Origin of the sequence: Pseudocolwellia agarivorans, from assembly GCF_002000085.1 — a bacterium.
GTDB lineage: Bacteria > Pseudomonadota > Gammaproteobacteria > Enterobacterales > Alteromonadaceae > Pseudocolwellia > Pseudocolwellia agarivorans.
This window is the reverse complement of sequence record NZ_MUZU01000008.1, coordinates 1-14,021: the sequence shown is the minus strand read 5'-3', so window position 1 is coordinate 14,021 and position 14,021 is coordinate 1. Positions and strand designations below refer to the sequence as shown.

Genomic DNA, 14,021 nt, shown 5'->3' with positions numbered 1-14,021 from the left:
GTAGAAATGTGAGATATTAATAAAAATTAAATTTGTAGGACTATATTTCCGTTCAGTCCTAATAATAAGTGTTAAGTATCAGGAAGTCATTTGCAAAAGTCAGATCAAGTATCATTATATTTTTTGGATGCTCTAGAGAAAATTCGTTTTTTTGTGAACATATCAGATCGCCATATGAAAGAGGAATTTACTAAATACACTGAAACAGATATTGAAACAGATGAAACTACTTATTGGGATAGATACCAGTACCGCAATGATCTTAGCATGCATTTTAAAAAGACTTTTCCACAATATCAAAAGCAATCACACTTACTAATGTTGGTTTCTTTTTTCGAAGATTACCTTAATCAATTATGCCATAGTATCCATTTCGAACAGGACTTGAATATAACCGTTAAAGATCTAAGTGGTTCTGGAATTGAACGGGCAAAGAATTACTTGAAAAAAGTTGTCAATATTCAAATTCCCACTAATACAAACTGCTGGAAGAAGATTATTGAAGCTCGTGATATTAGGAATATAGTTGCCCATAATGCAGGTTATCTAGATAAAAAATCACATCAAAAACATTTTCAAATAGTTAAGCGTAATTCTCACTTAGATTCAGAAGAGTTTGCTAGAGTGCACCTTAATATCAAGCAAGAGTTTTTATTAGAAGTTATATCCGCAATGGAAAACGTTGTGAATGCTATTTGGAAAAATACAAAATAAAAGGTCAAAGTACTTGGTTGTATAGTCTCTGCTATTTTTAGTTACTATTATACACTCACCGTAAATTGTATTTTATTTTCAAGTTCTAATTTCACGTTAAGCGACGCATCGAGTTTTTCGCAATAAGATTTCACTATCGCTAGGCCTAAACCATATCGTTGTGACGAGGTTCTTGATGCATCTTTTTGCCAAAGTGGCTCGCAAAAATGTTCAAGGTCAGACTCTGAATAGACAAAGGCGCTGGTATTTAAAATGCTAATTTCAATCTTTTTCTTACCTGTATGTTGGGCGACTGTTATTGAAATATCGGTATGGGCAGGGCTGTAAAATAGGGCGTTGCTGATGAGGTTGGTTAGTATGGTGTCGATTGCAAATTCGTTAGTAAATAGTGTTTCTCCATTGTTAATCGTTAAGGTTATTTTTCGGTCTTCTTTATTTTCACGTAATAAAATAGCAGTAATAATTTCATTTATGTTTAAGGTTTGTTTGGGTAATTCTGTGGCGCTTGAGCTTTTTTGAAGCAAAAGAATGCCATTAACAATACTTTTTAAACGTTGTGAAATGCTTAGCACTTCGGTGGTGTAATTATCGACTATGTGTTTTTCATGAGGAAATTTAAGTGCTACATCACTCAAGTTTAATAGTTCTGCAATAGGTGTTTTTAGTTCGTGAGCAATGTCGGACGCTATTCTTTTTTCTCTGGAATATAAGGCTTTATTTTCACTAAGAAAATGATTAATACCATTAGCTATGGGGATTAATTCTTCAGGTAAGTTATTTGTTGATATTGAGTGTAAATCAGAGTTTAGGTTAATTTCTTTAATTTTACTGTTGAGTTCGTCTAGCGGCATTAGGCCTTTATCTACCACTTTTGAAACAATTATTCTCACTACCATTACGGCTGAAATAGAAGAGATAATAAATATAATATCAACAAACCACAGTATTTGATTTAATTCTTCATTACTTACGGCGTAGGCGAGCTCCATAGGTTGTTGTGTTTTAGAAAATTCTTTTATAGAAATACCAAATTCTTCCCTTATGTCGCTGTCTACTTGTGGTATAAATTTAGTGACGATCATTCTGCCTGAACGGCCATCAGGGAGTATAATGTTTACTATTTTAGAGGTGTGTAGTGGAACATTTATAATAGGTAATTCATTTACTTTAAATAAATCGAGTGTTTTAGAACGTTCAAATGTTTTACCTTTATGCCATAGTTGAAAGTACTCTGGGTCTTTTTTTCCAGAAAATTCAGGCATAAATTCGTCAGCAAAATCGAAATCGATTTCCTCAGCGTCTTCGCTAATTAACGTGGTTAATAAACTGGCTTTGTTGATCATTGCTCGGTCAAACTCTTTGCTGATCCATGTATCAACACTGAAATCTGTTGCGAGTAATATAGCAATTAAGAATATGGATACAGACAGTGAAAGGTAGCGGCTGAGGTTTTTTTTAATAGAGGTCATTATTTACTTTCAACGAAATAACCGAAGCCTCGTTTAGTTTTAATAGGCAAGTCGCAACCAAGCCCTCTAATTTTTTTACGCGCGGTCGATAAGTGCGCTTCAATAGAGTTTTTAGCAATAGCGTCGTATTGGCCTGCTAAGTATTCGCTGAGTTTTTCGGGTGAAACAACTTTACCTTGATTAGAGAATAAACATTCAACGAGCTTGTATTCATTTGGCGTTAAATTAGCGTCTATCCCATTACAATATAATTGTTTTAAATGAAGATCTAATGAAAATGGACCCACATTAATTTTACTATCGTTAATGTTTAGACTTCCGCGTCGCATTAAGCAAAGTAAGCGTACGTGGAGCTCGTCGAAAGAAAAGGGTTTGGTTAGGTAGTCGTCGGCACCATTGAGTAAGCCGTCAATTTTATCTTCTGTTAAGTCTCTGGCAGATAAAATAAGTACTCGTAGATCTTTATTGGCTTTTCTTATTGCTTTTAAAATAGAGGTGCCGTCTACCGAAGGAAGCATTAGGTCTAAAATAAGTAACGAGTAATCGCCAGACAACGCCATAGTTAATCCTTCAGAGCCATCGCCGGTGTCGTCAACGGTAAAACCAAGGTTAGACAAGCCAATTTTTAGGCTTCTTCTTAGAGATATAGAGTCTTCTATAATTAATATTTTCAACCGAATACTTACTGTGTCACGTTATTATGAGATAAAAGTAACAAATGAAACTTAAGATTAACTGAGGCTTTGCTTAATTATTTTTTAAATAGTGCTTTAAAAGGAGAGAAATAAACTTTAATAAGAGAGGAGTGATCGGGGTTGTGTTTACCTACACCATAAGACAAAACTTGTTCACCTTTCGCTGTAATATGAGAGCCAAATATTCTGTCCCATATGGCTAAAGCCGTACCAAAATTTTTATCAAAATGTTTAGGGTTAGTACTGTGATGAATTTGATGTTGAGCTGGGCTTATTATCCAATTTTCAATAGGGTTGCCAAAGCTAAGCCAAATGTGTGAATGACGTAAATTTGAACCTAAAAAGTTAAACAGAAAGATAAAAACATTAGCTCCTAAAATGTCTGCCATTTTTAATGTAGGACCAAAATAATAATAACAAATACCTACAACAACACCTTGAGTTAACGCCATTCTACATGCGTACAGATAGTTTTCTATGGGATGGGAGCGATAAATAGTAAAAGGCGTTAGTACTGTGGCTGAGTGATGCACTTTATGAAATTCCCATAAAAAGGGGATTTTGTGTAGCAAGTAATGAAGAAAGAAACGCGTAAAGTCGTCAACTAAAAAAAGTAATAGGGTAAAAATAGCAACGATCGTGGTGGAGGACCAAGGTAAAAAATTTCGAGTACCTAAAATACTTTCTAGTGTTGATGATAGTGATAACGCGATAGGCGCCATGGTAAAAATAATGAGCGGAAATAGCGCGGCTTTAACAAATTTATTAACAATAAGTAATTGATAGTCGATACGCGACGATTGAGCTAAATAGACTTTTTTAGGGAATAAAAAGGTAAAAAAATTGCTAGGTTTAGTATCTATTTCACTGGTGTTTTCAATAGAGATTTTGTCGTTATCGTTAGCACTATTGAGGACTTTTTGTTTTTTCGTTTGTAAATAATAAACAGGTATCGCGAGTACAATAGCAGACGCTAAATAAACCCAATAAAGGCGTTTATTTGCGTCATTAATGTATGAAGCAAGTTCTGCTAAGTTACTCGTAAAAAAATCAATAATAGTCATTTTCTAACACAGCTTAAAAACTGTATTGATAACCTATTTGTAATTGTTGAGGTTTGCTAGGGCGAGCTCCATAAGGGCGTCTGCTCACAATTTCTTGTTTATCAAATAAGTTGTCTAGTTTGAGATAAAGTTTACCGTATTGCTCAAGGCTGTAACTTGCTGATAAATCTGCAATGGTATAGCTTGAGGTTGTAACGCCAGATAATAAAACACCTTCGCCTGAAGCTTCTTTCATTTCATCTATATAACGAATAATCGCGTTAACTTCCCATTTATTGGCAATTAACCCAATGTTTGCGGTTAATTGGTTTTCAGGTAAATAGGGTAGCCCATCACCAGCGGTAATTTCGCCCCACATAGGAAAGTCTGAAGTAAAACTTGTTTTAAATTCTGACGAGGTATACGTGTAAATCAATGAAAGCGGTACTTCCCAACCATTATTTAATGACAGGTTATGACTTGTTGATAATTCAACACCGTATACTTCAACTTTACCGCCATTAAACTCAGCATCTAAGCTATCGCTACAACTTGAAGCGGTTGAGAAGGTGCAACCTTCTTTTAAGTTTTTAATGTCGTTATAAAAAGCGACTAATTCAAATTTAGTATTGCCATTGTTATATCTACCGCCTAATTCGTAATTAACACTATTTTCTATTTCTATCGCTGGGCTTTCTTGCGGGCTTGTAGGTACAAATCCTTCATGAATACCAAATAGAAATCCTAAGTTGTCGTTAATCGTATAAAAACCGCTGATACTTGGTAACCAAATATGTGAGCTTTTTTCTAACCAATCTTTTTCTTGATTAGGGGCTTTGTTTTGATATAAAGAATCAAAGTATTCACCACGCAAACCAAAGGTTAAATCAAGTTGATTCAAACTAATAGTATCTTGCATAAATACAGCTAGTGCGTCGGTTTCTTCAATATTTGTTGTTGTTTTTAGCGTATCGGAACCATCGCTAACAAGCTGTTGAGAACGCATGAAAAATGCATCTTCAGTATGATTTCGTTCAATTTGATCTTGATGAAATCTAACACCAGCAGTGAACTTATGTTTTAAATTAAATAACATGAAAGAAGTATTAAGTTCAGATTGAATACCTTGAGAATAATATTTACGGGCATTATCGCCTAAAATTATTTTTTCTGATTCACGCTGTGTGTCACGTACGCCTGTTAGTACTTGATATAATGTGTCGTAGTTTCCAGGTTCGGCTAAAACTGTTTGTAAATCTTGGCTTGTTGCTCCTGTTTTAAACCCGTTAATTTTATTCCATGAACGTTCAAAATCATTACGATATAAGCGAGTAGTTACATCAAAATTATCATTAGAAAATAAATGCGTCAGTTGTATTTGCTGATGATCCCAGTCCATTAAATCATTTTGGCTGGCGACATAACGTCTATTCGGATTTTTAGCAAAATCTGCATCGGTTAAACCTAAATACGTTTCGTTCGATTTTTCGTTAGCTGTTGCTAGCTTTAATTGAATCAGCTGTAAGTTATTATCTGAACTTAAATCGTATTGAAGCTTTAACATGGCGTCGTTTTTCTTAAAGCCCGTATCTTTACTTTTGCCATCAGCACTATCAAGTTCTTTAAAACCGTCTGCTTGTAAGTGGTTTAGCTCAAGTAAGTAACCAAAGTTACCGTTGGTGTTGCCATAATAACCAGACGCTTTTTTAAAACCGTCGCTACCCGCAGCAATATTAATACTCCCTTCGCTAGCTTCAGGAACAGCGCGGGTTGTCATGTTTAAAGCACCAGCAACCGTGTTAGGGCCGTATTTGATTGCCGCAGGACCTTTAAAGACTTCTAATGAGGTCATTTTACTCATCATAGGGAAATAATAAGCAGCGGGGGCAGAGTAGGGGGCTGGGCCGATTAAAACACCATCTTCCATGACCGTGATTTTTTTACTACGTTCAGGTGTTGCGCCTCTAAAACCAATGTTAGGGCGTAAGCCATAACCATCTTCTTCTCTAATATTTACGCCTGGTACGCTATACAAAATGCGGTTGATATCGGTAAATTTGAACTTTTCTAATTCTACTTCGCCAATTAAAGTTGCTGAACCGGCTTCCTTACGTAATTTATCGCTGTGGCCGATAATTTGTAGTTTTTCGATTAATTCGGTAGCGGCATTTTTTGCTGCTATTTGCGTATTAGTTTCTTCTGCAAAGGCTGCCGAGGTAACTGAAAGTGATAGCGCAATTGATAAGGCTACTTTAGTAAATGAGTTCGTATTTGACGTTTTATTTGAAATCATGTTTATAGACTTATCTTGATATTGATTAAGAGAAAATGTCATTAGTCGTTATCTCCCGCTGATGTTGCAGGGAGCTCTAAGGCTAAGCTGGTGATGAAATCTGTTTTTAACTGATCGGTAATATCTTTCACATCAGTATGAATTTGTTCAACTTGCTCTGGGCTATTATCTAAAGTGTTTGATAGCGTTGTTGTTAATTGCTCTATGGCGGTTAATGCTTTGGTAATGTTAGCTTGCATTTCTGTTGCGGTAGTTGTGCTGCCTACATCAATTAAGTAGTCGTTAAAACCTATACCTTGGTTACCAGTAAAGAGTTTTTCAAACGCTAATATATTATTTTTAATGTTGGTAAGTGAATGCATGCTGTATGGTGATTCTACGTCATTAGAACAGGCTGATGAACCACAACTATTTGCTAATAGCCCTACAGGAATTGCAATTTTTTCGTCTTTAGTGAATGAATCTAAATAAAACAATGCATCGCTTAGTCGATTTACCGCGTCATGATCTGTCGCAAAAACACTGCCACTTGTTCCCGCTTGCTTTAATTTGTTTGCGTAACCGTTTTCGTTGTTCCATTGCGACAATAAGCTGTCGGCATTGGTTACAATATCTTGTGCTACTTCTACTGCATATTCACAACGAGATGTTTTACGTTGTGTGTCTGTGAGGTTATCCCAGCCAGTTGGTGCAGCAGTAATTGTGCAGCTGTGATTTAAGTTTTCATTAAAAAGTAAATATTCTAGTGCATCTAAACCTTTGCGTGACGCGGTACGTAAAGTGATGTTGTATGGCTGACCGTTTACAGTACCTTCCTTAAAGAACATAACATCGTAATCAACTCCGCAGGTATTTACATTTGGCCAAGAGTAGATTTTATTTCTGAGTATATTGTCATCTGTTAATAGTGGACCTAACTGCATAAGCTCTGCTTGTTGCCATATATCCATAGTAGCTCGCCATTGTAATTGAGCTGCTATTTTAGTTTCATTTAATGTCGTTTGGTCCGTTGTGCTATTGGCAAAGCTATGCTCGTTATTACAATAGGCTGTAATAGCGTCCGTTTGTTTTTGAGCTTCTGATTTGAAGTTTTCAAATGTAGGAGAAATAACATTATCAGTTAGGCTGGTAATAAGGGCTAATTGATTAAAATCTGTATTGGTGTTACCTCCACCACTGCCATCATTAAAGCCTTCACCTTGTGAACTACTAACGTCTTGATTACAAGCTGTTAAAAGTAATGTTGTACTGATAACAACAGAGAGTAATTTTGCTTTTGTATATAACACTTATTTAAACCCTTAAATACGAATAAAGCTCAAGCTATTTCTAGCTTAAGCTCCATGCTTAATAATATATGGGCTGTTGATCTTTTGAGATTGTTTTTGCAGCTATATTCAACCTCGAAAGGTCAACAGACCCTAATAATCCTATAAATTTATGCCTTTATCTAGACACAAATTAAAGTGGCATTAGATTACCAGTTTTCAACATTATCCGCATTAAATGACAATGCGTTAGTAAGTATGTCACGTGCTTGTAATAACTCAGCTTGATATGCTGCAACTTGCGCACTGTCTAATTCAGGCGCGTCTCCAATTAACGCGTGTAACTCTTCAAATTGCACGTCAGTGATTGGTGAATGAGGATTAAACTGTAAACCTAGTGCAAACCCTTTTAATTCTGAAAAGTGTTTAGCTGTATCTGCAAAATTAAAATCATCTGTACCTAATTTAGCTAAGTCTGCATGTGTATCATTAATGTAATGAATAACTGTTGCAGCAATTGAGCGTTCCCAGCCATCAACAATAATGTCACGTTGTGCGATTAATGCATCAAATTGCTCTGTAGATAAAGCCATACCTGCATTGTCGTTTAATATTTTACGACCTTCAATAAAGGCTTCCATTACTTGTTTAGTGTAGTTTGTAGGCATAGCGTTGCCTGCAGTACCACGATCGCGTTTAGCTGCATTTACTGAGTTACCAAAGTTAACTTCAGACGTTAAGTCGAACTCACCGTCGCCATCAGTGTCGTGATGATTATTCCAATCAGCTCTATCGCCTTCGCCTGCTTTACCTGATAATTCGTTATCGTTGTAAGCTAAGTATTCACGTGAAGCGCCAAAATAACCAAAACCTTCATCAAATTGGTGTTCAAGTGTAGAGTAAGCTTTTGTGCCATCTTGAGTAAATTTGGACAGTAAACCTTTATCGTCAACATCTGCATCTAGGTAATCATCCGTACCTTGCGAGTAGGCAACGGCCATTAGTAAGAACTTTTGGATTAATTGCTTAAGATCTGTGCCGTCGGTATTCAAGTAAATATCAGAAATATCGCTACCCGTTGCAGATTGACGAACAATACCATTTAGATGATCATCAGCATTATCTGCTAATTGGCCAAAATAAATATCGATTAACTCGTCTGGTGTGATAGAACCTTTAGTCCCCCAGCCAGCAAACTCTGTACTCCAATCTTTATGTTGACCTGTTTCATCGTTACCAGCAATTTTGTCTACTAAATTTTTAGGGCTACTCGAAATATTTGTAATAAACTTTTGCTTAGTATCATCCATAAACGTAATAGGGAAGTTGTCGTATTGCTCTTCAGTTGTTTTGTAAAAACTGTTTAGTTTAGCTAAAACAGCAGTACGAGTTAATAAAGTACCGTCATCTAAGTCAGATTTTAATTGATTGCCAATGTAGTGATTTAATTCTGCTATTAATGCGTGGCGAGCTATTTGTCCTGTGTAAGATACTGCAGAGTCACCATCGATAAATTTACTGTCAAATGTGTAAGTATCTAAAACATCGGTTACTTCAATTGTAATTGTTTTAGTAAATGTTGCTGATTTTGAATCAGTTACGGTTACGTCTATATCAATTGAGGTTTCTGTTTCAAAATCTAGCATCACACCTTCAGCAAGTAATAATTGGTTACCTGAAACAGCAAATCTTTCATCTGAAACTGAAAAGGTAAAAGTATCACCCGTGTTAGCATCTACTGCAGATAAATTACCAAGTGCGGCGGCCATGCTATTTTCGGCAACAGACGCATTACTTAACGTTATATTTGTAGGTGCTACATTATCTTCGACTGTTGGTGTCGAACTATCATTGTTTGAACCACCACAAGCTGTTAATAGAAACGAAGAGATAACGGCTAAGCTAAGTGCACTTTTTTTAATATTCATAATTCACCAAAATAAATTTTAATAACTACATCAATTGAAAATGAATGAATAAGTTAGAGTTTAATAATATTCATCGTTTCAATTAGTTTGTATTGTTTAATTGCAGGTATTCTATACAAAAAATAAAGGGAATACAAATAAGAATTAATATCATTAAGGTTGTTTTTTGTGAAGTGGAAGTTGCACCAAATGATTGAAAGGTAGGATTGTGTTTATAGGGGGATTTAATACGGTAAGTAAGGTCTGGTGTATTTACATCTATTTAAATAACAATGGTGTAAATAACGACAACGTTTTTAGGTAGTTTTGTGCCTTGCGGAACATAAGTGATAGCTGTTGGCGTTGTTGAGATATAATGTAATAAAGCATCAGTGGTTGGTAATTCTTTTGGTGGCCTAGCTCTACCTGAAAAACGCATTTGTGCGTAAAAAGATTGTATTCTTGATTCATTAAGACCAATAATTTTTGTATTAAAAATAATACGAGTAATTGTTTCAACAGGAGGAATAACAGGTTCAAACATAAGGGTGTTTCTCCCTAAAAACACATTACGCAACTGATTTTTGGTAATGGAGTTGATGGGATTTTCAATATTTTTAACAACAATAACCTCTGTGCTATTTTTATTTGCGAGGGCAAATTGAGAAAATAGCAATAGGCTAAAGCTGATTAAAAATACCGGCCACTTAATCATTAAAATAACCAATCAATACTGAATAGATATAAAGTAGAATAGTTGTTAAAGCTGGTTTCGTCTATTCGACTAAAAGTGGAACGTTGGCCGCTTTTACCTTTAATCATATCTACTTCAGCTTTAAATGCTAAATTAGATTTTATGTCCCATCTAATACCAACCGTTGCAATATCTACATCTTCGTGGAGCCTACCTTCTATTAATTTATCTACGATGTTATTTAATAATGTTAATTCCGGAGTTACTCCTATAGGCACTTCATTTGTTATTTCTGGGTTTGTTGTTCTTAATTTTGAAGCAGAAGTGTAATAGGTAAAGTCGTTGTGAAATAAACCTAAGGTTAGATTATAGCTTTCTATATTTGGAACAAGTTTTGAATCACCTTTTATTAACGTTGCTTCAGTTAATGCGAAGTAATCTAGAGTTTCATAAGCTGCACTGAACTGATAAATATCTATACCGCCTTTAATTTCAATTTCGTTAGCCGTGTTATTAAAGTTGTACGATTTTAGAATATTTTGCAATTCACTTAAGTCATTAATTTCAATCTCAAAGTCACCAGTTACATAACTTATTCTTGCTCTAAAGTTATCGGTATTCATTCGTAAATTAATACCGGTAAGTAGGTCACTCTCAACTGTAGTGCTATTTTCTACATTAAAAATATTACTGTTAAACTGACCACCAAAAGCACTTAAAGAAAAGTTAAATTTATCAATATTAAATAAATAGGTTGCTCTAGCACCATCAATAGAAGCAAATAAGGCATTTACATAGGTTGTTTGTGGAGGAATAACCCAAGGGTAAGCAAAGCCTACATTGATGACTTCGCTGTATTCAAAGAAAGGGGTGCGATAGCGGCCAAAATCAAATTGCCAATCTGTAGAAGGTTTATAAGACATATACAGCCAGTCAAAGCCAGACTTACGTAAACTACTGTTAGTAAATATTCCTTGTGCCACAAAAGATAGTTGTTCGTTGTGCCTGTATTCACCTTTTATTCCAAGTAAGCTGTCAGGAGAAAAAGTTAAGCTATTATCATAGGCTTGATACTCCGCAGAGCTTTCATCTAGATACCCACCAACTAAACGAGCAAAGCCTGATACATCAAACTTATCAGTTGTTGCATATGTTTTGTAAGGCGTTATTAAAACGATAATGAGCCAAATATATTTGAGTTGAGGTGTAATACTAAATAAAGGCACGAAGGTATTCTTTTAACTTTGTTTAATGTGTAAATAGTCTAACAAAAAAAATACTATTTTTGTGAGTATTAATTCAACTTTTGCAGATAATTTTTGCTAGTATATGAATGATTTTACGGCATATTTACGCTAGAACTTAGTAATACTGATATTTAGTAAAGTTAGTGTGATTTTGTGTTGTGTATATTATGTACAGTTTGAGCAGAGAACATTTCGATGGAATGAAATATTCTAGAAAGTTAGCTTTATTTTTAGTAATTAAAGAGGAGTGTAATAAACCCTTCTTATGAGTAGGAAAAAATGATTTTTCAAAGTGTAAAATCAACATTAGCTACGTTAACAATATCTATTATTATTATTGTAAGTTTTAGCGTGCTTGTTGTGTCAATATTTGAACATGAAAATCTTTATCAAAAATTTGTAAAAAGTGACCTTGATGGTTTATCTGAAAATATTACGAATGATTTAGTTCCTTTAATAGGTGACACCCGAGATGTTTTTTATATTACAACGGTTTTATTACGTTTAGATCATTATGAAAATGTTAAATTTGCCGCGGTGCTAACCCCTGAATTCAAGCCTATTGAAACTTATATTGGCAAAGCTAATATTCCTTCTGAAGATATAGACTATTATTTTGCTAAATATGATTTAAATAAAACTCCATTTGGGATCTCGACGAATAAAGAAGAATTGATATCGTTTAAATATATTGGTGATAAGCATTTACCTATAGGCTATTTATTAATTATTAATGATTACCAAGGACCTTTAGATCGCAGCAAATTGAGTTTATTAAAACAGGCGCTTCCAATTATATTGGTGGTATTGGCTATTATGATTTTATTTTCATTATGGCTCCATAATAAATTACTTTCCCCTCTTACTCGTTTGTCTTTACTCGCAAAAAAAATAGAAAATACAAAAGATTATTCCTTAAGAGTTAACGTAGAAGGAAAAACTGAGGTTGCTAGTTTAAGTCATAATGTTAACTCTATGATGCAGGCGATAAATAAAGAAACACAAATTAATGCTGAATATACGCTGCAATTAAAAGAGCAACGGCTTGAAATGGAAAAACTAGCCAATTATGACAGTTTAACGGGCTTGTCTAATCGACAACATTTTATGCAAAAAGTAAAAAAAGAATTAGAAGATGCAGAGCGAGAAGGCAATAATCTTTTCTTAATTTACATCGATCTCGATGGTTTTAAGGCGGTCAATGATACTTATGGCCATGATGCAGGTGATAAATTATTAATCGAGGTCAAAAATAGATTACAAAAAATAATAGCTAAAGAAAGCTTTATTTCTAGACTGTCTGGTGATGAGTTTTTGGTACTTATGGACAGGCAAACAAGCTATTTAAGTGTTGAAAAAGTGGCTGGTGAAATTGTTAAAGAACTAAACGCAGCCTTTTTAATTGATGGTTGGAAAGTTCATATTGGTGCCAGTTGTGGTATAGCAAGTGCCGTAGATGCAGAGTTTGATTTAGGTGATTTTGTTCATCATGCTGACATCGCCATGTATTCTTCTAAGGAGCTTGGAAGGGGGCGCTATACCTTTTTTACTCAAGAAATGAAGGATAATAATAAACGCGAATTATTGATTGCTAATTCTATTATGTCAGCCATTAATAACAACGAATTTGAATTGTATTATCAGTGTAAAATGTCTCCAGATGAAAAAATTGTGGGCTTTGAAGCTTTAATTCGTTGGCATAAAGGTGTGTTAGGGACGGTTCCTCCTGATGAGTTTATTTCTATTGCAGAGCAGAGCGGTAAAATAATACCCATTACTCACTGGGTGTTAGAGCAGCTTTGTAAAGATTTACCTAAAATATATCAATTGTTTGATATGAATACCGTAGTATCTGTGAACCTTTCGGCACATGATATTAGAAGCGATGGTTTACTCGAGTTTATTCAACAATTATTTATTCAATATAATGTTTTACCCAGATGTATTGAGTTTGAAGTGACAGAATCGGCTTACTTAGAAAACTTTGCACAAGCGAATGCTTTTTTTACTCAAATAACGAATATGGGGGCATCTGTAGCATTAGATGATTTTGGTACGGGATATTCGTCATTAAGCTACTTAACTAAAATACCTATTAATACATTAAAGATTGATAAGCAGTTTATCGATGATGTGGGTGTTTCGGATGACGCAACAACAATAACTAAAACGATTATTGAAATGGCTAAGCAGCTTAATTTAAGGGTTTGTTGTGAAGGCGTTGAAACTCAATTACAGGCTGATTTTCTTATTGAGCAGGGGTGTTATCAATTACAAGGATATTTGTATAGTAAACCCTTGAGCTTAGACAAGTTAGGTGATCTTTTATCATTAGAGTGTAACCGCTTAGAAAAGGTTTAAAGTTTTAGAGTTTTTTTATTTTTGGTTAAATAGGAATAATAACTGGGGTCATGTTTAGAAAGGTTTATTAAATTTTAATATTTTTTGAACTTATCTCTCATCCAAGGTTCATACTTTATGTAAGGTTTACTCCCCTTAGTATTTCATGTTTATTTATAGCGCATCTACTTTTGTAAATGCGCTTTTTTTTGCTTAAATTTTATCGTGTAAGATGGGCGTATGAATAAGGAATTAGAAAAAGATAAATATTTATTAAACATTTTTGAACTTATTTAATATTTGATGCTCTTACTTAATAGAGACTTTAATTCCCTTAGTGTTTCATGTTTA

Annotated in this window: 10 protein-coding genes; 2 read left to right on the top strand and 8 right to left on the bottom strand. The window is 34.5% G+C overall.

Annotation, left to right across the window (positions count from 1 at the left end; all coding sequences use genetic code 11):
- Positions 1–90: 90 nt before the first annotated feature.
- Positions 91–714: a hypothetical protein gene (locus tag B0X80_RS12890; protein ID WP_077340879.1), complete on the top strand. Its 624-nt coding sequence runs from the start codon at positions 91–93 to the stop codon at positions 712–714.
- Between the two features lie 47 nt (positions 715–761).
- On the opposite strand, the gene B0X80_RS12885 is transcribed toward B0X80_RS12890, so the two are convergent.
- The 8 genes from B0X80_RS12885 to B0X80_RS12850 all read right to left on the bottom strand — a co-directional run bounded on the left by B0X80_RS12885 (position 762) and on the right by B0X80_RS12850 (position 11,309).
- Complete coding sequence (locus B0X80_RS12885) at positions 762–2,183, bottom strand: sensor histidine kinase (RefSeq protein ID WP_077340877.1); 1,422 nt, start codon at positions 2,181–2,183, stop codon at positions 762–764.
- On the bottom strand, positions 2,183–2,857 hold the full coding sequence (locus tag B0X80_RS12880) for a response regulator transcription factor (RefSeq protein ID WP_077340875.1): 675 nt from the start codon (positions 2,855–2,857) through the stop codon (positions 2,183–2,185). The genes B0X80_RS12885 and B0X80_RS12880 overlap by 1 nt, the downstream gene beginning before the upstream one ends.
- 77 nt (positions 2,858–2,934) lie before the next feature.
- The gene (locus B0X80_RS12875) at positions 2,935–3,942 is read right to left on the bottom strand and encodes a sterol desaturase family protein (protein WP_089024880.1); all 1,008 of its coding nucleotides are present in this window, start codon (positions 3,940–3,942) and stop codon (positions 2,935–2,937) included.
- Positions 3,943–3,955: 13 nt separating this feature from the next.
- Complete coding sequence (locus tag B0X80_RS12870; protein WP_245825462.1) at positions 3,956–6,256, bottom strand: TonB-dependent receptor family protein; 2,301 nt, start codon at positions 6,254–6,256, stop codon at positions 3,956–3,958.
- Positions 6,256–7,503, bottom strand: a complete 1,248-nt coding sequence (locus tag B0X80_RS12865; protein WP_077340872.1) for an imelysin family protein — start codon at positions 7,501–7,503, stop codon at positions 6,256–6,258. The genes B0X80_RS12870 and B0X80_RS12865 overlap by 1 nt, the downstream gene beginning before the upstream one ends.
- Positions 7,504–7,691: 188 nt before the next feature.
- The gene (locus B0X80_RS12860) at positions 7,692–9,410 is read right to left on the bottom strand and encodes a DUF4856 domain-containing protein (RefSeq protein WP_077340870.1); all 1,719 of its coding nucleotides are present in this window, start codon (positions 9,408–9,410) and stop codon (positions 7,692–7,694) included.
- A gap of 262 nt (positions 9,411–9,672) precedes the next feature.
- A complete protein-coding gene (locus B0X80_RS12855) occupies positions 9,673–10,104 on the bottom strand; it encodes a hypothetical protein (RefSeq protein ID WP_077340868.1) in 432 nt (143 codons plus the stop codon).
- On the bottom strand, positions 10,104–11,309 hold the full coding sequence (locus B0X80_RS12850; RefSeq protein WP_077340867.1) for a hypothetical protein: 1,206 nt from the start codon (positions 11,307–11,309) through the stop codon (positions 10,104–10,106). Before B0X80_RS12850 ends, B0X80_RS12855 begins: the two co-directional genes overlap by 1 nt.
- Before the next feature lie 300 nt (positions 11,310–11,609).
- Here B0X80_RS12850 and B0X80_RS12845 point away from each other — a divergent pair, with 300 nt between their 5' ends.
- The gene (locus B0X80_RS12845; protein WP_077340865.1) at positions 11,610–13,691 is read left to right on the top strand and encodes a putative bifunctional diguanylate cyclase/phosphodiesterase; all 2,082 of its coding nucleotides are present in this window, start codon (positions 11,610–11,612) and stop codon (positions 13,689–13,691) included.
- Positions 13,692–14,021 lie beyond the last annotated feature (330 nt).